At 64.8% G+C, this 21317-nt stretch carries 25 protein-coding genes; 5 read left to right on the forward strand and 20 right to left on the reverse strand.

Going from position 1 to position 21317, the window contains the following annotated elements; genetic code table 11:
• Positions 1-87: 87 nt before the first annotated feature.
• Both AC5ZGW_RS16885 and AC5ZGW_RS16890 read right to left on the reverse strand, forming a co-directional pair.
• Positions 88-285 (reverse strand): hypothetical protein, encoded by a 198-nt coding sequence (locus AC5ZGW_RS16885; RefSeq protein ID WP_028166323.1) that lies wholly within the window; start codon positions 283-285, stop codon positions 88-90.
• Positions 286-524: 239 nt separating this feature from the next.
• A complete protein-coding gene (locus AC5ZGW_RS16890) occupies positions 525-884 on the reverse strand; it encodes a hypothetical protein (RefSeq protein WP_028166324.1) in 360 nt (119 codons plus the stop codon).
• Between the two features lie 138 nt (positions 885-1022).
• Between AC5ZGW_RS16890 and AC5ZGW_RS16895 the strand changes: the two genes are divergently transcribed.
• Entirely contained in the window at positions 1023-1838 is an 816-nt protein-coding gene (locus tag AC5ZGW_RS16895; protein ID WP_028166325.1) for a DUF72 domain-containing protein, read from the forward strand.
• Between the two features lie 11 nt (positions 1839-1849).
• Positions 1850-2311, forward strand: a complete 462-nt coding sequence (locus AC5ZGW_RS16900; RefSeq protein ID WP_028166326.1) for a DUF488 domain-containing protein — start codon at positions 1850-1852, stop codon at positions 2309-2311.
• Between the two features lie 125 nt (positions 2312-2436).
• Here AC5ZGW_RS16900 and AC5ZGW_RS16905 read toward each other — a convergent pair whose 3' ends face one another.
• The 16 genes from AC5ZGW_RS16905 to AC5ZGW_RS16980 form a co-directional block, all read right to left on the reverse strand.
• The gene (locus AC5ZGW_RS16905; RefSeq protein WP_130230916.1) at positions 2437-3351 is read right to left on the reverse strand and encodes a PhzF family phenazine biosynthesis protein; all 915 of its coding nucleotides are present in this window, start codon (positions 3349-3351) and stop codon (positions 2437-2439) included.
• A 9-nt stretch (positions 3352-3360) separates the two neighbouring features.
• Entirely contained in the window at positions 3361-4662 is a 1302-nt protein-coding gene (locus tag AC5ZGW_RS16910; protein ID WP_130230914.1) for an adenylate/guanylate cyclase domain-containing protein, read from the reverse strand.
• A 138-nt stretch (positions 4663-4800) separates the two neighbouring features.
• The gene (locus AC5ZGW_RS16915; RefSeq protein ID WP_245475137.1) at positions 4801-5967 is read right to left on the reverse strand and encodes an ABC transporter permease; all 1167 of its coding nucleotides are present in this window, start codon (positions 5965-5967) and stop codon (positions 4801-4803) included.
• A 6-nt stretch (positions 5968-5973) separates the two neighbouring features.
• Positions 5974-6921, reverse strand: a complete 948-nt coding sequence (locus AC5ZGW_RS16920; RefSeq protein WP_130230912.1) for an ABC transporter ATP-binding protein — start codon at positions 6919-6921, stop codon at positions 5974-5976.
• The gene (locus AC5ZGW_RS16925) at positions 6918-7703 is read right to left on the reverse strand and encodes an HlyD family secretion protein (protein WP_130230910.1); all 786 of its coding nucleotides are present in this window, start codon (positions 7701-7703) and stop codon (positions 6918-6920) included. Before AC5ZGW_RS16925 ends, AC5ZGW_RS16920 begins: the two co-directional genes overlap by 4 nt.
• Complete coding sequence (locus AC5ZGW_RS16930) at positions 7700-8413, reverse strand: TetR/AcrR family transcriptional regulator (protein ID WP_496113938.1); 714 nt, start codon at positions 8411-8413, stop codon at positions 7700-7702. The genes AC5ZGW_RS16925 and AC5ZGW_RS16930 overlap by 4 nt, the downstream gene beginning before the upstream one ends.
• A 159-nt stretch (positions 8414-8572) precedes the next feature.
• The gene (gene adhP, locus AC5ZGW_RS16935; protein WP_028166333.1) at positions 8573-9598 is read right to left on the reverse strand and encodes an alcohol dehydrogenase AdhP; all 1026 of its coding nucleotides are present in this window, start codon (positions 9596-9598) and stop codon (positions 8573-8575) included.
• A 226-nt stretch (positions 9599-9824) separates the two neighbouring features.
• Positions 9825-10217, reverse strand: a complete 393-nt coding sequence (locus AC5ZGW_RS16940) for a DUF4189 domain-containing protein (protein ID WP_456644428.1) — start codon at positions 10215-10217, stop codon at positions 9825-9827.
• Positions 10218-10451: 234 nt separating this feature from the next.
• Positions 10452-12056 (reverse strand): NTP transferase domain-containing protein, encoded by a 1605-nt coding sequence (locus AC5ZGW_RS16945; RefSeq protein WP_130229682.1) that lies wholly within the window; start codon positions 12054-12056, stop codon positions 10452-10454.
• The gene (locus tag AC5ZGW_RS16950) at positions 12053-12754 is read right to left on the reverse strand and encodes an XdhC family protein (protein ID WP_130229681.1); all 702 of its coding nucleotides are present in this window, start codon (positions 12752-12754) and stop codon (positions 12053-12055) included. The genes AC5ZGW_RS16945 and AC5ZGW_RS16950 overlap by 4 nt, the downstream gene beginning before the upstream one ends.
• 2 nt (positions 12755-12756) lie before the next feature.
• Complete coding sequence (locus AC5ZGW_RS16955; RefSeq protein WP_130229680.1) at positions 12757-13080, reverse strand: XdhC family protein; 324 nt, start codon at positions 13078-13080, stop codon at positions 12757-12759.
• A gap of 13 nt (positions 13081-13093) precedes the next feature.
• A complete protein-coding gene (locus AC5ZGW_RS16960; protein WP_130229679.1) occupies positions 13094-14296 on the reverse strand; it encodes a vWA domain-containing protein in 1203 nt (400 codons plus the stop codon).
• Between the two features lie 145 nt (positions 14297-14441).
• Positions 14442-15350 carry an AAA family ATPase gene (locus tag AC5ZGW_RS16965; protein ID WP_130229678.1) on the reverse strand — a complete coding sequence of 303 codons (909 nt, stop codon included), beginning with the start codon at positions 15348-15350 and terminating at the stop codon, positions 14442-14444.
• A gap of 37 nt (positions 15351-15387) precedes the next feature.
• On the reverse strand, positions 15388-16194 hold the full coding sequence (locus AC5ZGW_RS16970; RefSeq protein ID WP_130229677.1) for an FAD binding domain-containing protein: 807 nt from the start codon (positions 16192-16194) through the stop codon (positions 15388-15390).
• 50 nt (positions 16195-16244) lie between these two features.
• On the reverse strand, positions 16245-16730 hold the full coding sequence (locus AC5ZGW_RS16975) for a (2Fe-2S)-binding protein (RefSeq protein WP_028166340.1): 486 nt from the start codon (positions 16728-16730) through the stop codon (positions 16245-16247).
• A 174-nt stretch (positions 16731-16904) separates the two neighbouring features.
• On the reverse strand, positions 16905-17351 hold the full coding sequence (locus AC5ZGW_RS16980) for an SRPBCC family protein (protein ID WP_028166341.1): 447 nt from the start codon (positions 17349-17351) through the stop codon (positions 16905-16907).
• 191 nt (positions 17352-17542) lie between these two features.
• Here AC5ZGW_RS16980 and AC5ZGW_RS16985 point away from each other — a divergent pair, with 191 nt between their 5' ends.
• The 3 genes from AC5ZGW_RS16985 (at position 17543) to AC5ZGW_RS16995 (ending at position 20409) form a co-directional block, all read left to right on the forward strand.
• Positions 17543-18901 (forward strand): 3-carboxy-cis,cis-muconate cycloisomerase, encoded by a 1359-nt coding sequence (locus AC5ZGW_RS16985; RefSeq protein ID WP_130229676.1) that lies wholly within the window; start codon positions 17543-17545, stop codon positions 18899-18901.
• 141 nt (positions 18902-19042) lie between these two features.
• Complete coding sequence (gene pcaD / locus AC5ZGW_RS16990) at positions 19043-19825, forward strand: 3-oxoadipate enol-lactonase (RefSeq protein WP_130229675.1); 783 nt, start codon at positions 19043-19045, stop codon at positions 19823-19825.
• Positions 19826-20016: 191 nt separating this feature from the next.
• Positions 20017-20409, forward strand: coding sequence for a carboxymuconolactone decarboxylase family protein (locus AC5ZGW_RS16995; RefSeq protein WP_028166344.1), 393 nt, complete (start codon positions 20017-20019; stop codon positions 20407-20409).
• On the opposite strand, the gene AC5ZGW_RS17000 is transcribed toward AC5ZGW_RS16995, so the two are convergent.
• Positions 20389-20916: a hypothetical protein gene (locus tag AC5ZGW_RS17000; RefSeq protein ID WP_130229674.1), complete on the reverse strand. Its 528-nt coding sequence runs from the start codon at positions 20914-20916 to the stop codon at positions 20389-20391. The genes AC5ZGW_RS16995 and AC5ZGW_RS17000 overlap by 21 nt on opposite strands.
• A gap of 191 nt (positions 20917-21107) precedes the next feature.
• Positions 21108-21269 (reverse strand): hypothetical protein, encoded by a 162-nt coding sequence (locus AC5ZGW_RS17005; protein ID WP_165435551.1) that lies wholly within the window; start codon positions 21267-21269, stop codon positions 21108-21110.
• Positions 21270-21317: the final 48 nt, after the last annotated feature.

Genomic DNA, 21317 nt, shown 5'->3' on the forward strand with positions numbered 1-21317 from the left:
CTGCCTGCGTCCACGATCTTCGAATCATGGTTGCCCATGGATTCAGAAACCCACTAAAAAAACAACTGTAATGCTAGGGCGCTTACGCTAGTTCGGCACCTCCCGAATCACCGGCCCCCTCGGGGCCGGCTCGGCCGGTGCCGGTTGCGCCGCAGCCGGGGGCTGCTCCGCGGGCGGCTTAGGGGGCTTGCCCATCTGCCCGATCGGCCCATACACGACCGCCGCCCCCAACACGATGACGGCGACGATGGCGCCCAATAGGCCCCCGACCGATTGCGATGTCATACCCGATTGTCCCAGCAACTGGAGGGTCTCAGCCAAGCACCCTCTTGGCCCGATCATACCTGACGGGTCGCTGATATCACGAACAATGGCAACCAAGGAATAGCGATGGGCGCCGCTCCCTGCCCCGTCATTGCGAGCGAAGCGAAGCAATCCATCGCGCCACTTGCGGAGGCATGGATTGCTTCGTCGCTATCGCTCCTCGCAATGACGGCCGGGGCGCTCTGGTGGCCTATTGCCTGCTATTTCGCCGCCGCCTTGCGTCGGACGAAAGCGGTGATGATGTCCTTTTGCGCAAGCTCGATGGCGCGGTTGGCGGTGGCCAGATGCGCACTCGCGTCCTGGTTCGGAAATTGCTCGGTGAGGAAGCCGATCAGCGAGGCCCGGAAGTTCTGCCGCTCCGAGGGACATGCGCTCGCCATCAGGGAAGCGAACTCCTGGTCCGACATGGTCTTGTTGCTGTCGCGGGGATATTCGCGGGCGAGGCAATTCCAGTAGGCGTCGCGGCCGATCACGGCGAGCTTGTGCGCATCGTCGAGATCGTCATCGGCGATCGCGGCCGAGGATATCAGAACCAGAAGGGCCGCGATCATCATGCGCATTGTTGTTCTCCTTTTTGGCTATCCTAGCGCGGACGGCCTAGATCGATAAGCGTGGAAAGCTTGCCGCCGGCCAACTGGCCAATCACGATTTATTTGACTACTCTCGGGGGTGTCCCCTCCTCACGATGAGTTCTTCTCGTGGCCAAAGCCCCAAAGAAAACTGCAGGCAGCATCTATATCGGCATCGGCGGCTGGACCTTCGAGCCGTGGCGCGGCGTGTTCTATCCGGAAAAGCTCGCGCAATCGAAGGAGCTGTCCTATGCCGCATCGAAGCTGACCTCGATAGAGATCAACGGCACCTATTACGGCTCGCAGAAGCCGGAGAGTTTCCGCAAATGGGCCAGCGAAGTCCCTGATGGATTCGTGTTCTCCGTGAAGGGCCCGCGCTTTGCGACCAACCGCCGCGTGCTGGCGGAGGCTGGCGATTCCATCAAGCGGTTCTATGATTCCGGCGTGCTGGAACTCGGCGACCGGCTCGGGCCGGTGCTCTGGCAATTCGCGCCGACCAAGAAATTCGACGGCGCCGATTTCGGCAAATTCCTCGAGCTGTTGCCGCGCAAGCTCGACGGCCGCGCGCTGCGCCATGTGGTCGAAGTCAGGCACGACAGTTTCTGCGTGCCCGAATTCGTCGCGCTGATCCGCGAGTTCGAGACGCCGGTCGTATTCGCCGAGCACGGCAAATATCCGGCGATTGCCGACGTCGCGAGCGACTTCGTCTATGCGCGGCTGCAGAAGGGCAATGACGAGATCAAGACTTGTTATCCGCCGAAGCAGCTCGACGCCTGGGCCAAGCGGTTCGAGGAATGGGCCGGCGGCGGCGATCCGGACGACTTGCCGCATGTCGAGAAGACAAAACCGAAGAAGGCGCCGCGCGATGTGTTCGCCTATGTGATCCACGAAGGCAAAGTGCGGGCGCCGGCCGGCGCGATGGAGTTGATCGAGCGCGTAAAGTGACTGGACGCCGGATGGCCAGGGCCAAGAAGCTCTTCACGATCGGCTACGAGCAGACACCGCCCAAAGCGGTGCTCGATGAGCTCGAGCATGCCGGGGTGAAGCTTCTGGTCGATGTCCGTGCGGTCACCTCATCCCGCCGGCCAGGCTTCTCCAAGAAGCAGCTTGCGGCGGCGCTCGACGAGCGCGGCATCGCCTACGTCCATCTCGCAGCGCTCGGCACCCCCAAGGAGGGACGCCTTGCCGCGCGCAGCGGCCAGCACCAGCTTCTCCGCACGATCTACGGAAAGCACCTGAAGACGTCGCAGGCAAAAGAAGAGCTCGACGAATTGTCGTCGCTGGTGAAGAAGGCCGGACCGGTGTGCCTCATGTGCTACGAGCGCGACCACACGCATTGCCACCGCCAGATGATCGCCGAGATCATCGAGGACCGCGACGGCGTGAAGGTGGAGAATTTGGCGGCGCCGCAGGTGTAGCCACCGCCGTCATTCCGGGGCAGCCCGCAGGGCTGAACCCGGAATCCATCGGGCCACAAGCGCAAGCGGAGAAATGGATTCCGGACTCGCGCTACGCGCGCCCCGGAATGACGAGAGGGTGCATCTCACCCCTCCCCCTCCAACTCCAACGTCCCCTCCATCATCTTCACGCAGCCGCCGCCGACATGCACGGACGCCACCGTGCCGCCCTGCTTGCGAACACGGGTGAGCAACAGGCTCGGCCGGCCCATGTCGACGCCCTGGCCGATGCCCAATCTCAATTCACCGTCACGCCTCTCGTCGAGATCGGCAAGGAATGCGGCGGCGGCCGCGGTCGCGCTGCCGGTGGCAGGGTCCTCGGAGAGGCCGCTCGAGCCCGGATGGAACATGCGCGCCTGCAGGTCGAGCGGCTGCTCGCTTGCGGGCACGTCGCGCGTGTAGAAATAGACAGCATCCGAACCGTCGCAGGGAAACGTCCGCGCGAAGGCCCCAGCATCCGCACGTGCCCGCTTCAGCGCATCGCGCGAAGCGAGCTCGACCATCAGGAACGGCAGGCCGACCGAGACGATCTGCGGTGGATGCCGGTCCGTCTTCACGTCACTCGCCGAAAGCGACAGGCAGGCCGCGGCCTGTTCGACATCAACGCGCGACAGCCGCTGCAGCGGTTGCGGCGCGGTGAGCTCGGCGCCCGTGACCCTGCCCTGCTCGCTCAGGATCTCGACCGGCACGAGCCCCGCCTTCTCCTCGAATCTCAGCCGCGCCGGCGGCTTGGCCGCGAGCGTTGCCAGCACGAAGGCGGTGCCGACATTCGGATGGCCGGCGAACGGGATTTCGGATCGCACCGTGAAGATGCGGACCTGCGCGTCGTTCGCGCTGTCCTGCGGCGGCAGCACGAAGGTCGTCTCGGAATAGTTGAACTCGGTCGCGATCGCCTGCATCTGCACGCTCGAGAGCCCGCCGGCATCGAGCACCACGGCGAGCGGATTGCCGCCGAACGCGCTGTCGGTGAAGACATCAACGGTGATGTAGCGACGCTGCATGAAATCCTCCTATCCCAGTTGCCACACCGCAACCGGCTTCTCGTAACCGCGGATCGGCACCTCGCCGCGCGGCACCGCATCGCCAGCCGCCTCGCCGATCGCCTCGCGCACTTCGGACGAGATCAGGAACTGCGAGTTGAGCTCCTTGTTGAGCGCCTCCAGCCGCGCAGCAAAATTCACGGTATCGCCGATCACGGTATATTCCTTGCGCCGGGGCGAGCCGATATTGCCGGCGACGACCTCGCCGATATGGATGGCGATGCCGATGCGCAGCGGCCAGCTCGTGGTCTCGTTGAAGCGCTCGTTGGCGAGCAGCATCTCGCGTGCCGCGGCCACCGCCTGATGCGCCGCGTCCTCGGCTTCGAGCGGCGCGCCGAAGAGCGCGAGGAAACCGTCCCCCAGGAACTTGTTCACGATGCCGCCGTGACGATCGAGGATATCGACCAGCATGGCAAAGGCACGGTCGAGCCGCTCGACCACTTCCTGCGGCGAGCGCGTCCGCGCGCCCGCGGTGAAACTGCGGAAATCGACGAACATCACCGCGACACGGCGGGTATCGCTGTCGGTCGAGGCGCCCTCGGTCATCAGCCGTTCGACCACCTGCGGCGAGACGTGCTGCCCGAACAGGTCGGTGATGCGGTCGCGCGCCGTCGCCGCAGCGATGCTGGCCTCGAAGTGCCGCCGCAACTGCATGCCGACCGCGCCCGCCAGCATGCCGCAGATCAGCACGATGAAGCTGCGCGCCGCATGATAGTAGAGGTTCGGCTCGGCATCGGGATGAAAGAACATCGCCAGACAGAACAACTGAGCTGCGGCAACGAACCCGGTGAAAGTCGAGAGCCAGAAATCCAGTCGCAGCGTCGAGAGGATGATAAAGATGAAATAGAGAAACGGCGCAGCGAATCCGAGCGCAGCGACCGATCCCATGCTGTCGATATGGAGCGCCAGCGCGACCGTGGGCAACGAGGTCTCGATCAGCGCGCCGATGTAGCGCCGCACCACGGGCAGGTCGCGCCCTCTGCGCATATGTCGGGTGATCGCACCATGCACCCACAATTCGAACAGGATGAACGGCACAGTGATGTAAAAGAGAAATGATACCCTGAGATTGCCGTGCCAGACGCGGCTTACGGCCTCGGGCGCAAAGAAGTCGATGCCCAAACCGATGACACCGAGCAGCACCGCTGTCCCGATCAGCGCCTTGATCCGGAGCAGTTCGGTCGTCATCACCTCGCGCATCAAGATCTGGTGGAATTCGGCCGATACGGCCGAATCCTGCGCCTCTTTTTTCCTTCCCCAGAAACCGGCCATTATCTCCGCCTGTCATTCCGGGATGGTCCGAAGGACCGGACCCGGAATCTCGCGCTTCCCTGATGTACTATCGTACATCATAGTTCGATGCTTCATCGCCCCGGACTGACGTGGATAAATTGAGATTCATATATTGCCTCAATCGAGCGTGCGACGGAAGCGCGTCACGGCGATCGTCATCGCCACCAGCATCAGGACAATGAGTGCAATCGTGTCGTATTGAAGGTTGGCCAGGCCGGCGCCCTTCAGCATGATGGCGCGGACGATGCGGACGTAATGCGTCAGCGGCAGGCCCTCGCCGAGATATTGCGCCCATAGCGGCATGCCCGCGAACGGAAACATGAAGCCGGAGAGCAGGATGCTCGGCAGGAAGAACATCATCGAAAGCTGCATCGCCTGCAACTGGTTCTGCACGATGGTGGAGAACGTATAGCCGATCGACAGATTGGTGGTGATGAATAGCGTGGTCAGCGCCGCCAGGAGCAGCACACTGCCGAGGATCGGTACCCCGAACAGCAGCACGCCGATGCCGACGATCAGTGACGCCTGGATGAAGCCAACGATCACGTAAGGAATGATCTTGCCGAACATCACCTCCACTGGCTTGATCGGCATCGAGAGCAGGCTCTCCATCGTGCCGCGCTCGATCTCGCGCGTCACCGACAGCGCCGTGAAGATCAGCATGGTCATGGTCAGGATGGTGCCCACCAGGCCGGGCACGATGTTGAGCCGCGACTCGGCGGCGGGGTTATAGCGGGCGTGCGTCCTGATCTCGAACGGCATGTCCGGGCGATCGCCGACGTGCAGATCGTGCACCAGCGCGGTCTGCACCAGGGCGCCGAGCGCACCGAGCGCCGCGCTTGAGGCGATCGGATCGGTGGCATCGGCCGCGACCAGCAGCGCCGGCTTGTCGCCGCGCCGGACCGCACGCTCGAAGCCGCGCGGGATCTCGACACCGAACAGCACCTTGCCGGACTTCAGGAGGTCGTCGAACTCGGCGACATCGTGCACTTCCCGGGTGAAGCGGAAATAGGCGGTGTTCTCCATCGCCTTCAGGATCGAGCGCCCGAGATCGCTGTCCTCCTGGATCAACACCGCCGTCGGCAGATGCCGAGGCGTGGTGTTGATGGCGTAGCCGAACAGCAAAAGCTGCATCACCGGGATCATCACGATCATGGCGAAGGAGACGCGGTCGCGGCGAAGCTGGATGAATTCCTTCACCAGCATCGCATAGCTGCGTCGCCAGAAGCCGAAGGCCGGCTCCCTCGTCTCGACCATAGGATGGACTGCGTCGATCGCGCTCATTGGAAATTATCCTTGGAAATTATCCTTGGAACGCCCCATGAGATCGATGAAGACGTCTTCGAGCGACGGCTCGCTGTCCTGCCAGTGCCAACGCGGATCGTCACGATAGGACGCGACGGTCGCGTCCAGCGCCGCCTTGTCGCGACCGGAGACATGCAGGCTGGTGCCGAACGGCACCACCATATCGATACCCGGCTTGCCGGTGAGTTCGTCGCCAAGTCCGTTGAGATCGTCACCGGTCACCGTATAGGTCGAGAGCGCCGAGCCCGCGATCACCTCTTCCACCGTCCCATGCGCCAGGAGATGGCCATAGGCGATGTAAGCGATCTCATGGCAGCGCTCGGCCTCGTCCATGTAGTGCGTGGAGACCAGCACGGTCAGGCCTTCGGCCGCGAGCGCGTGGATCTCGTTCCAGAAATCGCGCCGCGCCTTGGGGTCGACGCCGGCGGTCGGTTCGTCCAGCAGCAGAAGTTTCGGATTGGGCAGCGTGCAGGCGCCGAGCGCAAGCCGCTGCTTCCAGCCGCCGGAGAGATTGCCGGCAAGCTGCTCCTCCCGGCCCCTCAAGCCGATGCGCGCGATCATCTCGCGCGCCGCGCCGCGCGCGTCGGGCATGCCGTAGAGCCGCGCGACGAACTCCAGATTCTCGCGCACCGAGAGGTCCTGGTACAGGCTGAAGCGCTGGGTCATGTAGCCGACCAGGCGCTTGATGCGGTCGGCATCGCGGCGGATATCGTAGCCGAGGCAGGTGCCGTTGCCGCTGTCGGGCGTGAGCAGGCCGCAGAGCATGCGGATGGTCGTGGTCTTACCGCTGCCGTTCGGCCCCAGGAAGCCGTAGATCGTGCCGCGCCTGACCTGCATCGACAGATCATGCACGACCTCGCGGCCGCCGAACGATTTGGTCAGGCCATGGACATCGATAGCGATCTCAGGCGTATGGTTCGCGACCGTGCTCATCGCCGATCCGCCACCGGCATCTTCGGATTGAGATAGACGCTGATCGGCTGCCCGACGCGCAAGGCATCGGGCCGGCTCGGCCGTGCCTGGATCAAGTAGACCAGCTTGTTGCGCTCATCGAGGCTGTAGATCACCGGCGGTGTATATTCCGCCGTGGTCGCGATGAAGTAGATCTTGGCGGTGAGATCGGCGGCGCAATTGTCGCAGACGACGCGCACCTGGTCGCCGATCGAGAGCTTCGGCAGTTCGGCCTCGGGCACGAAGAAGCGCAGCTTCATGTTGCCCGGCGGCATGATCGAGAGCACCGGCCGCTGCGCCGCCACCATCTCGCCCTCGCGGAAATAGATCTGCTGGATGGTGCCGGCGACCGGCGCAAAGCCCTTGCGCCGCGCCAGCCGCGTCTCCGACGTGTTGACCTTGGCTTCGGCCACGCGCAGCGCCGAGACCGCGGCATCAAGATTGGCCTGCGTGCCCGCGCCTGTCCCTCTCAAGGAAGCGGCGCGGTCATAGGTCTGCTGCGCGTTGGCAAGCGTCGCCTTGTTCTGGTTGAGATCGGCCTGCTGCAGATCATCGTCGACGGAGTAAAGGAGATCGCCGACCTTCACCTCGTCGCCTTCGCGCACGTTGAGCTTCACCACGCGGCCGGCTTCATCCGGGCTGACAAAGATCATGTCGGCCTCGACCCACCCCTGGAAGCCGGGATCGCGCCGCTCCTGGCAGCCGGCCAGCGCCGCCGCCAGCGCCACCATCGCCAGGATCTTCGCCAGGCGCGACGAAGTCATGTCGTCCTCCGCTCGCCGAAGATCAGATCGAGATGGACGCGAAACATCTCGATCGCATCCAGTGGCGAATGCCGGCTGAACATGCTCTGCCAGATCACCGCGATCAGTGCCGGCGCAATCATGATCTGCGGGTAGCGCGCCAATTCCTTGTTGCGGATCTCGCCGCGCGTGATCCCAAGCTCGATCAAGGCGCGCATGCCGGCCATCCCGCGCGAGACCACTTCGCGGAAATAGAAATCGGCGATTTCCGGAAAGCGCGGCCCCTCGCTGACGATCAGGCGCACGATGTCGCCGCGCGATGTCGAAGCGACCTCCCGGATGAACATTTGCGCAAAGCCCTCCACCGCCTCGCGCACCGATCCGCTCAGCGGCGCCGGCGATGCCATGCGGTCGATCAGCGGCACCAGCGCGGTCCGGATCAGTTCCTCGAACATCGATTCCTTGTCCTTGAAGTACAGGTAGATCGTGCCTTTGGCGACGCCGGCGCGCCTAGCGATGTCATCGAGCCGGGTCGCGGCAAAGCCGCGCGCGACGAACTCTTCCATCGCCGCCTCCACGATCGCAGCCCGCCGCTCCGCCGCGCGCTCGGCGCGGTTCGCCCCGCTGCCCGCGATCTTCGGCGAGACCACTTTCGACACCTTGGCGCGCGCCGCCCTGCTGGCGGTCCGGCGCGCCTTGGGCGGAGCGGATGGTTTGGGGCGGTGCTTCATGCTCAAATAATGACTGACTGGTCAGTCATTGTCAAGAACACGGAACGCTCCTCGTCATTCCGGGATGCGCCGAAGGCGCAGGCCCGGAATCCATTCTTCCGCTTGCTCCCGCGGCCTGATGGATTCCGGGCTCGCGCCGCGGAATGACAAGGATGGGACTTAGGCGAAATCCAGCACCATGCGGCCGTCGATCTTGCCGGACTTCATCCGGTCGAAGATGTCGTTGATCTTCTCCAGCGGCACCTTGGTGATCTCGGCGTGCACCTTGCCGTCGGTGGCGAAGGCGATGGCTTCGTCGAGATCGCGGCGGGTACCGACGATCGAACCGCGCACGGTGATGCGCTTCAAGACGACGTCGAAGATCGGCGTCGGGAATTCGCCGGGCGGCAGGCCGACGAGGCTGACCGTGCCCTTGCGCCGGACCATCCCCAGCGCCTGCGCGAACGCAGCCGTCGACACCGCCGTCACCAGTACGCCGTGCGCCCCTCCCCCGGTCGATGCCAGCACCTTCTCCACCGCCCTGTCAGACAGCGCGTTGACGGCGAGATCGGCGCCGGTGGTGCGAGCGAGCTCCAGCTTGTCCTCGGCGATGTCGACCGCGGCAACCTTGAGCCCCATCGCCTTGGCATACTGGATCGCGACATGGCCGAGGCCGCCGACGCCGGAGATGACGACCCACTCGCCGGGCCGCGCTTCGGTCTCCTTCAGTCCCTTGTAGGTCGTGACACCCGCGCACAGGATCGGCGCCACCTTTGCGAAATCGACATTAGCCGGCAATCGCGCGGCGAAGGCGGCCGATGCGATGACATATTCGGCAAAGCCGCCGTTCACGCTGTAGCCGGTGTTGTGCTGGTGCTCGCACAGGGTTTCCCAACCGGTCTCGCAATATTCGCAGCGCATGCAGGCATCGTGCAGCCAGGCGACGCCGACGGCGTCGCCGACCTTCAGATTAGTCACGCCGGGGCCGAGCGCGGCGACGATGCCGGCAGCTTCATGGCCGGGAATGAACGGCGGAACCGGCTTCACCGGCCAGTCACCGGACGCAGCGTGAAGATCGGTGTGACACACGCCGCAGGCTTTCACCTTGACCAGAACTTCGCCCGGCCCCGGTTCCGGCACCGGCACATTCTCGATCTCGAGCGGCTTGCCAAAATTTCGGACAACAGCGGCTTTCATGGTCGGCATCTGTCTACTCCTTCGCTTTGGAAAGCAGACTAGCGGTGACCACCCTCTCGCCCTTTGATCGGTATCAAAGGGCGCGCCGAATGTGCGCGTGTGTCAGCGCGATGACAACTGCGACAAGTTGTAGCCCGGGTGGAACCAAGCGCAACCCGGGAAACTGTACCAGCGACTCGAGCGCCCCCGGGTTACGCTGACGCTCCACCCGGGCTACGACGCTACAACGGCCACGCTAACCTTTGGCGTCGCAGGCCCAGGCGCGGATCACGCATTCCTTGCCGCCATATTCATAGCACTTGCGCGTGGCGGCGTTCAGCGAGCGCGAGATCTTCGGCTCCACGGCGTAGCCGTGGGCGCCGCAGGGATTCATCATGTCGATGGAGAGCGCAGCGCAGGCCCGCTTCATCGTGACGGTGGTGCATTCGCCCTTGCACTGCTTCAGCGCCGCGGCGCGCGCCTCTGCTTCGGCGGGATAGTCATAGGCCTGACCGTAGGCGCCGCATTTCCCAACGGCAAATGCGCCCGCCGCCCAGCTCTCGGTGATGAAACGCGTTAGTGCCAACAGCAACGTCAGCGCAAGAATGAACAGCGCGCGGCGTTGCGCGCGCCTCGTCGAGACAATCACTTTCCCCATCCCCCAGACAGCCGGCAGAACTCTAGCCGCCGGACGTTTCCACTTGGTGAACGGGAGGTTGAGAGAGAAGCAAATCACCGCGACCGTGATTGCGAGCGCAGCGAAGCAATCCATGCCTCCACAAGCGGCGAGATGGATTGCTTCGCTGCGCTCGCAATGACGTGGAGAGAGCGCCACGACTCCATCATCCGTCGTCCCGGGCTTGACCGGTACGACGGAAAGAGTTCACGCGCCGCGCGCGGCTTCGAGGGCTTGCGGGGTGTCGATGTCGAGGAAGGCGCTTTGCCCGTCGACGGGCACTTCGGCTACCGCTTCGGCATGCTTGGCGATCAGGTGGCGCGCGCCGATGTCGCCGTCGAGCGTCATCAATTCCTTGAAGAAGCGCCGCGACCACAGCACGGGATTGCCGCGCCTGCCTTCGCTGACGGGCACCGCGATCAAATGGCCGCGGTCGGGTGCAAAGGTGTCGATGAGCCGATCGATCAAGGACGCGTCGATCAGCGGCATGTCGCCGAGGCAGATCACGGCGCCGTCGACGCTGTCGGATACCGCGGAGACACCCGCTTTCACCGAGCTCGCGAGCCCGCCGGCGAAATCCGGATTGCGCACGAATTTCACCTTCAGCCCCTGCAGCGCCTGCTCGACCAGTTCGGCCTGATGGCCGGTGACGACGATCACCTCGGAGGCCTTCGACGCCAGCGCCTGCTCGGCCGCGATACGCACGAGCTTCTTGCCGTCGATCTCCGCAAGCAGCTTGTTGGGGCCGCCCATCCGCGTCGAACGGCCGGCGGCGAGCACGATGGCGGCGACGTTGCGATTGCCTTCGGTGTCGGAGCCCGTGCGCGGCTGCGGCCGCGTCACGATCTCCATCAAGAGCCCGCCGACGCCCATGCCGGTGAGCTCGGCCCGCGTGACCTTGATCCCCGCAAGCAGGCGCATCAGCACCCAGTCAAATCCATTCTCGACCGGAGAGCGCGCGCAGCCCGGCGCACCCAGCACCGGCACCTTCCCCGCGCTGCCGATCAGGAGCAGATTGCCCGGATCGACCGGCATGCCGAAATGCTCGACCGCGCCGCCGATCCCGGTGATCGCGGCCGGGATCACGTCGCGCCGGTCCGCGATCGCGGAAGCACCGAACACGATCACGAGTTCGGCGCCAAGCGCGAGCAATTCCTTGATCGAGGCGGCCAGGGCCTTCTCCTCATGCGGCACGCGGCGCTCGGCGATAATGCTGGCGCCCGCGGGGGCGAGCCGCTCGGCGGTCACGCGGAGCGTCTTCTCGATCACCTTTGGCGACAGGCCCGGCAGCATCGTCGAGACGATGCCGACCTTCTTGATGACGTAAGGCGCAACCCGCAGCGTCTCGCGCGCGGCGACGGCGACCGCCGCGTCGCGCAAGCTCGCTTCGACGCCGAAAGGAATGAGCTTGACGGTGGCGATCATCTCGCCTTCGACCACCGGCTTGAACGCAGTCAGCGTCGCGAGCGTGATCGCCTCGTCGACGCCGTTGATGCGATCGACCGCGGCACGGTCGACCACCAGCACGCCGGCGCGTCCCGCGAACAAATTGGCGCGGCCGGTAAAGGCGCGCTCGACATTGACGCCGTCGCCGGCAATGGCCTGCGCGATGCTGGCCGCGGCAACATCTTCGGAGACGTCACCCTCATCGAGCCGCACGACGACGATTTCCTTCACCCCGGCCTTATCCAAGGCCTCCACTTCGGCAGGGCCGATCGTGGTGCCCTTCTTCAGCACCAGCGATCCCTGCCGCAGGGTGTGAACGGTGACGCCGCCAATCGCGTCACGCGGACTGGCAGGCCCGAACTTCATGCTGCAACTTCTTTCTCTTTCGGCGGCAACCGCAGCGTCGCGGTGATCTCCGCCATGATGGCGACCGCGATCTCCGACGGCGATACCGCACCAATGTCGAGTCCGATCGGCGCGTGGATGCGCGCGATGTCACTTTCCTTCGCGCCTTGGGCGCGCAGCCGTTCGCCGCGCTTGGCATGCGTCTTCCGCGAACCGAGCGCCCCGATATAGAAGCACTCGCGCTCGAAGGCATGCAGCAGCGCAGGATCGTCGATCTTGGGATCGTGCGTCACCGCGACGAAAGCCGTGTAGTGATCGACATTGAGCGGCGGCAGTGCGACGTCGGGCCATTCCGCGACCAGGGGCACGTCAGGAAAACGTTCGGGGCTCGCAAATGCCGTGCGCGGATCGACGACGGTGACATCATAATCCAGCGACCGCGCCAGCGGCGCCAAGGCCTGGCTGATATGGACGGCGCCGATGATCACGAGCTTTGCGGTCGGCGCATAGACGTTGAGGAACAGCTTCTTGCCGCCGACCTCGACGTTGGTGCTCTTGCCCATGCGCAATGCTTTGGAAAGCTCGGCATTGAGCGGATCGGCGGCAAAGTCCTTTGCCTTTACCAGCCGCTGCTCGCCATTGGCGGTATCGGTGACGACGATCACCGGCCGCCGCGCGGCGCGCTCGGCATTCAGCTCCTTCAGCGTTTCGACCTTCACGGCTAACCCACCTTCTCGACGAAAACGCGGATGGTGCCGCCGCAGGACAGGCCGACATTCCAGGCGGTCTCGTCGGCCACGCCGAATTCCAGCATCCTCGGCTGGCCGCTCGAGATCACGTCGAGTGCCTCGGTCACCACGGCGCCTTCGACGCAGCCGCCCGAGACCGAACCCAGGAACGTACCCTCGTCGTTGATGACGAGGCTCGATCCAGCCGGACGCGGCGCCGAGCCCCAGGTCTCCACCACGGTGGCCAGCGCCACCCCATGGCCGGCGTTCCGCCAGTCTTCAGCCGCCTTCAGGATGTCTTCGTCGCGATTGAGCATTTGAGAACCCTCTTCAAGCTACGGAGCGGATCAGGCTGCGATGATGAGGCGGCGGCGGGGCCGACAGCGCCGCGATCAGCCCCTGGATGGAACTCAAGTTATGCACCGGGCGGAATTCGTCAACGTGGGGCAGCATCATTTTGATGCCCTGCGCTTTGGGTTCGAAGGCGCTGTAGCGCAGCAGCGGGTTGAGCCAGATCAGGCGGCGGCAGGAACGATGCAGCCGGTCCATCTCGAAGGCAAGCTTGGCGTCCGCCTCGCGCTCCAGCCCGTCGGAGATCAGCAGCACGATCGCGCCCTGCCCCAGCACCCGGCGAGCCCACAGCTTGTTGAAGGTGTGCAGCGAGGTCGCGATCCTTGTGCCGCCGGCCCAGTCCTCGACGCTCGAGGAGCAGCTTGCCAGCGCCTCGTCGGGATCGCGCTGCCGCAGCGCCCGCGTCACGTTGGTCAGGCGGGTGCCGAACAGGAACACCGAGACGCGCTTGCGGGCATCGGTGATGGCATGCAGGAAGTGCAGGAACAGGCGGGTATATTCGCTCATCGATCCCGAGATATCGAGCAGCGCCACGATCGGCGCCGGCTTGTCGATTCGGCCGAGCTTGCGGATGTCGACGATCTCGCCGCCGGTGCGCAAGGAATTGCGGATGGTGCGGCGCATATCGAGCCGGAGGCCGCGGGCGTCCGGCCGGTAGCGGCGCGTCTCCAGCTCGGCCTGCGGCAAGCTCATCTTGGCGATGGCGCGGGTGACCTCGGCGATCTCGGCCGCGCTCATCTGCGCAAAGTCTTTCTTCTGCAAGATCTCGCGGTCGGAGACCGAGAGCTTGAGTTCCTGCGCCTGCTCCTGCGGCCGCTCCTCGCGGCTCGCGGGCTGCGACAGCGCTTCCTGCACGCGGCGCGAGGCCGGCGGCGGCTTCTTCTTGGCGTGGTCGGGCAGCGGCACCGAGTCCAGCATGCTCTTCCACTCCTCGGCGGCGCGGAAGAACAGGTCGAAGGCCTGGGCAAAGATCAGCGCATGCTCATGGCGCTTGACGAAGATCGCTTCCAGCGTGGCGTAGAAATCGGCGCGGTTGCCGACTTCGATGAGCTGCAGCGCATTGAGCGCGTCGATCACCGAGCCCGGCCCGACCGGCAACCCGGCCGCCCGCAGCGCGCGGGCAAAGCCGACGACATTGTCGGCCATGTGCCCGGTCGGCGGCGCAAGGTGGTTGATGGGCATCTATCCTCACCTCACCGTCATTCCGGGGCGCGACGAAGTCGCGAGCCCGGAATCCATCCTACCGCAGAACAGGTGGCGAAATGGATTCCGGGCTCGCGCTGCGCGCGCCCCGGAATGACGACTGTCGTGTATGACGCGCGAGCAGCTACGTCTCGCTCGTCGCTTCCTTCAAAACCTTCTGCAGCGTATCGCCCTGCATGCGCGCGATGTCATCCTGGTACTTCAGGAGCGCACCGAGGGTCTCGCCGACCACTTGCGGCGTCAGCGAGCGGGCATCCAGCTCCGAGAGCGCGGTGGCCCAGTCGATGGTCTCGGCGACGCCGGGCGACTTGTAGAAATCCTGGTTGCGCAGCGCCTGCACGAAGCGGACCACCTGCTGCGACAGCTTGGCCGAAATATTCGGCACCCGCGACTTGACGATCGCGAGCTCGCGCTCGGCTGTGGGATAGTCGACCCAGTGATAGAGACAGCGCCGCTTCAGCGCGTCGTGGATCTCGCGGGTGCGGTTGGAGGTGATGATCACGATCGGCGCCGCCGGCGCCTTCACCGTGCCGAGCTCGGGGATCGTCACCTGGAAGTCCGACAGGATCTCCAGAAGATAGGCCTCGAACGCCTCGTCCGCGCGGTCGAGCTCGTCGATCAGGAGCACCGGCGGGCCGGCGACGTCAGGCTCCAGCGCCTGCAGCAGCGGCCGCTTGATCAGGAAACGCTCGGCGAAGATGTCGCTCGCGAGCTGGTCGCGGTCAGTGTCGCCGGAGGCTTCCGCGAGGCGGATCGCGATCATCTGCGCCGCGCTGCTCCACTCGTAGACCGCGGAGGCGACGTCGAGGCCCTCATAGCATTGCAGGCGGATCAGCTTCCGCCCGAGCGCTGAAGACAGCACCTTGGCGATCTCGGTCTTGCCGACGCCGGCCTCGCCTTCCAGGAACAACGGCCGGCCCATGCGCAGCGCAAGATAGGTCACGGTCGCGAGCGACCGCTCGGCGAGATAGCCGCGCGAGGTCAGGAGCTCGAGCAGCGCATCGACTGATTTCGGGAGCGTCGATGCGGTCATGGGAAAGCCGGTGTTGGAGCCAAAGCAGCCTGCACTATCACGCTTTAGCGTTAGCAGCTTCGACCGCCCGGCGCGCCAGCACCCCGATCAAATGCGCGCGATATTCGGCACTGCCATGCAGGTCGCTGTTCAGCCCTTCCGGGGATACGTTGATCCCCTCCAGCACCTTGGGCGAGAAGCGCTTCTGCAGGGCCTCCTCGAAAGCGGTGACGCGGAACACGCCGTCCGAGCCGGCGCCGGTCACGGCAACGCGGACGTCCGACGGCCGCCGCGCCACGAACACGCCGACCAGCGCATAACGCGAGGCCTGGTTGCGGAACTTGACGTAAGCCGCCTTCTTCGGAACCGGAAACTGCACCTTGGTGATGATCTCGTCGGCCTCGAGGGCGGTCGAGAACAGGCCCTGGAAGAACTCCTCGGCCTTGAGCCGCCGCTTGTTGGTGACGATGGTCGCGCCCAGCGCCAGCACGGCGGCCGGATAGTCCGCGGTCGGGTCGTTGTTCGCCAGCGAGCCGCCGATGGTGCCGCGATGGCGCACGGCGGGATCGCCGATCCCGCCCGCGAGGTCGGCGAGCGCCGGGATCGCCTCGCCGACGACGGCGGAGCTGGCGACCTCGGCATGCTTGGCGGTGGCGCCGATCGCAAGCGCGCGGCCTTTCATCTCGATGGTGTCGAGGCCTTCGACATGAGAGAGGTCGACCAGATGCGGCGGGCTCGCGAGCCGCTGCTTCATCACCGGCACCAGCGTGTGGCCGCCGGCGATCAGCTTGGCATCCTCGTTCTTCACCAGCAGATTGGCGGCCTGTCGCACGGTCGCCGGACGATGATACTTGAATTCATACATTGGAATGCCCCGGAATTTTCAACAGCGATCGCGATGCAATGCGCTGAGGTTCAAGCGAGATCGGACTTCGCCATCGCCTTGGCGCCGGCGGCGATCGAGGCGACGATGTTCTGATAGCCGGTGCAGCGGCACAGATTGCCTTCGAGCTCTTCGCGGATCACCTCGTCGGAAAGCTCGTTTCCCTTGCGGTGCACCATGTCGACCGCGGTCATAATCATGCCGGGCGTGCAGAAGCCGCACTGCAGGCCATGATTCTCGCGGAACGCTTCCTGCATCGGATGCAGCGGCCCGCCATCCGGCGCCAGTCCCTCGATGGTCTTGACCTCATGGCCGTCGGCCATCACCGCAAGCGTGGTGCACGACTTCACGGCCTTGCCGTCGAGATGCACGACGCAGGCGCCGCATTGCGAGGTGTCGCAACCGACATGGGTCCCGGTCAACCGCAGGTTTTCACGCAGGAATTGAACGAGAAGGGTACGGGGATCGACGTTAGCGGTGACGGGATTGCCGTTCACGATCAGGGAAATCTTGGCCATCAGCACTCTCTTGATCTGCTCTGCCGCATATCGACAGAACAGGCGTTTATAACCGTTCCAAAAGCCATAATATGGGCCATCACCGCAATGGGCAACCTCGCCCCTCGCATGGCCGGATGACGTCGTGCCGTTCTGGCGCCGTTGTGCGGCGCCACTAGTCTTTATTTATTTGACTCAGCCTTGCACGGCCTTGGCGAAATTCGCGAAGAATTCATCGGCCAGTTTCTTGGCCGCGCCGTTGATCAGGCGCTGGCCGAGCTGGGCGAGCTTGCCGCCGATCTGCGCCTCGACGTTGTAACTCAAGAGTGTGCCGCCATCCTTCTCGGCAAGCGCGACTGTCGCGCCGCCCTTGGCGAATCCGGCAACCCCGCCCTCGCCTTCGCCCGAGATCTTGTAGCCGTTGGGCGGATCGAGATCGGACAGCATGACCTTGCCTTTGAAGCGCGCCGAGACCGGGCCGACCTTCATCTTGGCAACGGCGCGAAAGCCGTTGTCCTCGGTTCTCTCCAATTCCTCGCAGCCGGGGATGCAGACCTTCAGCACCTCGGGATCGTTGAGCTTGGCCCACACGGCCTCGCGCGACGCCGCAAGCTGGACTTCGCCGGTCATTGTCATTGCCATGAGAGCCTCCCCGATCGCATCGAACCAACACCCAAGTAAAGCACGGCGGCCACAAAGGAAAGACCGGCATCCGACCACGAGCGATGCATATTCGCAGCGCAGCAAAACGGAGACCGCCCCTTGTGATGGCGCCGGGCTCGATCAAGAAGGGCCATTGGCAGCGGCAGCCAGGAATGATTAGGTCGCGCGCGATGAGCACATCCCTTTCCCCTCTGCTGACACCGATGCTGTCAAGCGCCGCGATGCGCGCGGTGTGCGACGATGCCGCTTGCTTGCAGAATATGCTTGATTTCGAGGCAGCGCTGGCGCGCGCCGAAGCAGCGGTCGGCGTGATTCCGAATGCCGCGGCCGGCCCGATCGGCGCGGCGTGCAAGGCCGAATCATTCGATGCCCCGGCGCTCGCGGAAGCCGCTGTTCGGTCGGGCAACCTGGCGATCCCGCTGGTCAAGGCGCTCACCGCGGAAGCGGCCAAGGCCAGCAAGGAGGCCGCGCGCTATGTGCATTGGGGCGCGACCAGCCAGGACGTCATCGACACCGCGACGATGCTCACTCTGCGCGCCGGCATCGATGTGTTGCTCGCCCAACTCGACCGCGCCATCACAGGCTTTGCCAAACTCGCCCGCGAGCATCGCGACACCGCGGTGGTTGCGCGCACCTGGCTGCAGCATGCGCTGCCGATGCCGTTCGGCCTCAAGCTCGCCGAATATGCCGCAAGCCTGCACCGCTCGCGGAGGCGCTTGCAACGTCTGCGCCGCGAGGCACTGGCGCTGCAATTCGGCGGCGCGGCCGGCACGCTGGCTGCGCTCAGCGACAAAGGCATGGCAGTGGCGGAAAAACTGGCGCAGGAGCTTGGCCTGCCGCTGCCGGAGGCGCCCTGGCACACCCACCGCGACTGCATCGCGGACATCGCCTCTGCCTTTGCCATCGTCTGCGGAAGCTGCGGCAAGATCGCCCGCGACGTCTCCTTGATGATGCAGACCGACGTCGCCGAGGCGTTCGAGCCATCGGGCGAAGGCCGCGGCGGCTCCTCCACCATGCCGCACAAGCGCAATCCCGTTGCCGCCGCAACCGCGCTCGCCGCCGCCACCATGGCCCCCAATCTCGCCGCGACGATCCTTGCCGCGCAGGTCCAGGACCACGAGCGCAGCGCCGGGCCGTGGCATGCAGAATGGCCGACCTTGCCGACGCTGATGCTGGTCACATCAGGCGCGCTCGCCGCCACCGTCGAACTCGCCGAAGGCCTGGAAGTCGACGCCGCACGCATGCGCGTCAACCTCGATGCAACCAAGGGGTTGATCATGGCAGAAGCAGTGTCAATGGCGCTCGCCGAAAAGCTCGGCAAGAGCGAGGCGCATCACCTGATCGAAGCCGCCAGCAAGAAGGCCGTGGCCGAGCAGAAACACTTGCGCGACGTGTTGAAGTCCGATCCACGGATCACCGCGCAACTCGCTGCGGACCGGATCGAAAACCTGTTCGAGCCGATGTCCTATCAGGGCGCCTCGCAGGCGCTGATCGACCGCCTGCTCGCCTCGCTTGAGGATTTGTCGTAAGACCTCCGCTGTCATTCCGGGGCGCGCAGAGCGCGAGCCCGGAATCCATCGGGCCACATACCCGGGTGGTGAAATGGATTCCGGGCTCGATGCTGTCGCATCGCCCCGGAATGACAGGAAAGAAACGAGGAAACGCAGACCATGCCGATGATCGACGCCGACGGATGCCTACTCAACGTCCAGGTCGAAGGCCGCGACGGCGGACCGACGCTGATGCTGTCGAATTCGCTGGGCTGCACGTTGCAGATGTGGGAACCGCAGATGAAGGCGCTGACGCAGGTGTTCCGCGTCATCCGCTACGACCGGCGCGGGCATGGCAAGTCGCAGGTCCCTCCCGGCCCCTATACGATGGAGCGTTTCGGCCGCGACGTGCTGGCGATCCTCGACGACCTCAATATCGAAAAGACGCATTGGTGCGGCCTGTCTATGGGCGGCATGGTCGGGCAATGGCTGGGGGCCAACGCGCCCGAACGCTTCGGCAAGATCATCCTCTCCAACACCGCCTGCTACTACCCGGACCCGACCAACTGGCACAATCGCATCAAGGCGGTGAAGGAAGGCGGCCTCGCCGCGGTCGCCGACACCGTGATCGCGGGCTGGCTGACGGCCGATTTCCGCGAGCGCGAGCCGCAGATCGCAGCCCGGATGAAGGCGATGCTATTGGCCTCGCCAGCGGAGGGTTACATCGCCTGCTGCGAAGCCTTGAGCACGCTCGACCAGCGCGAGCTGCTCCCGAAGATCAAGAGCCCGACGCTGGTGATCGCCGGCCGTCACGATATGGCAACGCCGATCTCGGCTGGGGAATTCATCCGCAGCCGCATCCCGGGCGCCAGCATGACGATCCTCGATGCCGCGCATATTTCCAACGTCGAGCAGTCGCACGCCTTCACGGACGCCGTGGTCGGCTTCCTGACGCAACGCTAGTGCAGCGCACTCTGCACCACCTCTCCCATCGGGAGAGGTCGCGCCGAAGGCGCGGGTGAGGGGTTACGGTCCTTCATGGGCACCTGAGTCCCCTCACCCGGTTTGCGCTGACGATGCTTCGCATCATCAGCGCAAACCGACCTCTCCCCGCCGGGGAGAGGTGAAGAGACGCCCGAGCAAGGAGAGGCATCATGGACGACGACAAGCGCCGCGACGAGGGCATGACCCAGCGCCGCAAAGTGCTCGGCAATGAATGGGTCGATAAATCGATTACCAATCGCAACGCCTTCAACACCGACTTCCAGGACCTGATCACGCGCTATGCCTGGGGCGATATCTGGACGCGGCCGCATTTCGATCATCGCACGCGGCGGGTACTGGTGATCGGCACCATGGTCGCGCTCGGGCAGTGGGACGAATTCCGTCTGCATGTGCGTGCCGCCCTCACCGAAGGCGGCTTTTCGCCTGACGATATCAAGGAGATCCTGCTGCAGCAGGCGATCTATTGCGGCGTCCCCGCCGCCAACCATGCGGTGAAGGAAGCCTCGGCGATTATCGCCGAGCTAGGGCTGTTGAAGGGATAATTTGCCGGCGGCCACGCTGGTATCGGCCTGGTCGCGCACCTCGGCCAGCCGCGGCGCGGCGCCCTCGACCACCAGCACAATGCCGATGCCGATCAGCATCAACAGTTCGGTCGCATGCAGCCGCAGCGCCTCGGCTTCGCCGGCCACGGACGCCGCCAGCATGCTGACGAAGCTGAGCACGCTGCCGAGCACGAGCGCCATACCGAGCGTCTCGTCGCCGCCGCCGCGCTCGCGCACCGAGCGAAGCGAAAGCAGCACCAGATACAGCGTGAAAAAGGCAACTGTGGTGATCCGCACCAGCGCCAGCAGCCAGGCGATACGCACGCTCGCGATGCCCGACAGATGCAGATGATCGCTGATGAAGAACCCGATCGACACGCTCGGCCGTTCATAGAGACCGCGGACCGGCGAGGCCATGATCTGGAAGGCGATGCTCGCCCACGCCGGGATGAAATAGGCCGCAAGCAGCGCGCCGCTGAATGAGCTGATCCGCCAGTTCGTCGACATCCGCCGCTCCCTGCTGTTCCGCTCGCCCGACGCCGCGATGGCGGGTATGTCGCGAGGTAACTTCGTTGGAACTGAAGCGGCAATCTAAACCCTTTATTAACCTTAATTGGGGCGGGCCGCTGTGGACGGCGTCCAAAAGAAAGTCCCGCCTTTCGGCAGGACTTCCCTTTTGCTCTCGCTTGGACGGGAAACTAGCGCACCTGACCCGGATCCTGGGGTTGGCCAGGTTTCTGGCCCTGACGGTTCGGGTCTTGCTGCTGCTGGCCGGGCTTGCTGCCGCCACCCTGCTGCTGGCCGGGCTTCTGGCCCGGATTTTGATTCTGCTGACCCGGGTTCTGGTTCTGACTGGCCATTCACAAATCTCCCTGGTTGGACCTGGTCCCTTCGAACCAGGCACGGGC

It is taken from the genome of Bradyrhizobium sp. Crot121 (genome assembly GCF_059512385.1).

Excerpts from the sequence above, each read along its gene's own strand:
- AC5ZGW_RS16970 (WP_130229677.1), bottom strand. The coding sequence starts at position 16,194 with ATGTATGAATTCAAGTATCATCGTCCGGCGACCGTGCGACAGGCCGCC.
- AC5ZGW_RS16885 (WP_028166323.1), bottom strand. The coding sequence starts at position 285 with ATGACATCGCAATCGGTCGGGGGCCTATTGGGCGCCATCGTCGCCGTC.
- AC5ZGW_RS17005 (WP_165435551.1), bottom strand. The coding sequence starts at position 21,269 with ATGGCCAGTCAGAACCAGAACCCGGGTCAGCAGAATCAAAATCCGGGC.
- AC5ZGW_RS16960 (WP_130229679.1), bottom strand. The coding sequence starts at position 14,296 with ATGCCCATCAACCACCTTGCGCCGCCGACCGGGCACATGGCCGACAAT.
- AC5ZGW_RS16945 (WP_130229682.1), bottom strand. The coding sequence starts at position 12,056 with ATGAAGTTCGGGCCTGCCAGTCCGCGTGACGCGATTGGCGGCGTCACC.
- AC5ZGW_RS16930 (WP_496113938.1), bottom strand. The coding sequence starts at position 8,413 with ATGAAGCACCGCCCCAAACCATCCGCTCCGCCCAAGGCGCGCCGGACC.
- AC5ZGW_RS16980 (WP_028166341.1), bottom strand. The coding sequence starts at position 17,351 with ATGGCAATGACAATGACCGGCGAAGTCCAGCTTGCGGCGTCGCGCGAG.
- AC5ZGW_RS17000 (WP_130229674.1), bottom strand. The coding sequence starts at position 20,916 with ATGTCGACGAACTGGCGGATCAGCTCATTCAGCGGCGCGCTGCTTGCG.
- AC5ZGW_RS16955 (WP_130229680.1), bottom strand. The coding sequence starts at position 13,080 with ATGCTCAATCGCGACGAAGACATCCTGAAGGCGGCTGAAGACTGGCGG.
- AC5ZGW_RS16900 (WP_028166326.1), top strand. The coding sequence starts at position 1,850 with ATGGCCAGGGCCAAGAAGCTCTTCACGATCGGCTACGAGCAGACACCG.
- pcaD (WP_130229675.1), top strand. The coding sequence starts at position 19,043 with ATGCCGATGATCGACGCCGACGGATGCCTACTCAACGTCCAGGTCGAA.
- AC5ZGW_RS16965 (WP_130229678.1), bottom strand. The coding sequence starts at position 15,350 with ATGACCGCATCGACGCTCCCGAAATCAGTCGATGCGCTGCTCGAGCTC.
- AC5ZGW_RS16985 (WP_130229676.1), top strand. The coding sequence starts at position 17,543 with ATGAGCACATCCCTTTCCCCTCTGCTGACACCGATGCTGTCAAGCGCC.
- AC5ZGW_RS16975 (WP_028166340.1), bottom strand. The coding sequence starts at position 16,730 with ATGGCCAAGATTTCCCTGATCGTGAACGGCAATCCCGTCACCGCTAAC.
- AC5ZGW_RS16890 (WP_028166324.1), bottom strand. The coding sequence starts at position 884 with ATGCGCATGATGATCGCGGCCCTTCTGGTTCTGATATCCTCGGCCGCG.
- AC5ZGW_RS16905 (WP_130230916.1), bottom strand. The coding sequence starts at position 3,351 with ATGCAGCGTCGCTACATCACCGTTGATGTCTTCACCGACAGCGCGTTC.
- AC5ZGW_RS16925 (WP_130230910.1), bottom strand. The coding sequence starts at position 7,703 with ATGACTTCGTCGCGCCTGGCGAAGATCCTGGCGATGGTGGCGCTGGCG.
- AC5ZGW_RS16995 (WP_028166344.1), top strand. The coding sequence starts at position 20,017 with ATGGACGACGACAAGCGCCGCGACGAGGGCATGACCCAGCGCCGCAAA.
- adhP (WP_028166333.1), bottom strand. The coding sequence starts at position 9,598 with ATGCCGACCATGAAAGCCGCTGTTGTCCGAAATTTTGGCAAGCCGCTC.
- AC5ZGW_RS16920 (WP_130230912.1), bottom strand. The coding sequence starts at position 6,921 with ATGAGCACGGTCGCGAACCATACGCCTGAGATCGCTATCGATGTCCAT.
- AC5ZGW_RS16915 (WP_245475137.1), bottom strand. The coding sequence starts at position 5,967 with ATGAGCGCGATCGACGCAGTCCATCCTATGGTCGAGACGAGGGAGCCG.
- AC5ZGW_RS16910 (WP_130230914.1), bottom strand. The coding sequence starts at position 4,662 with ATGGCCGGTTTCTGGGGAAGGAAAAAAGAGGCGCAGGATTCGGCCGTA.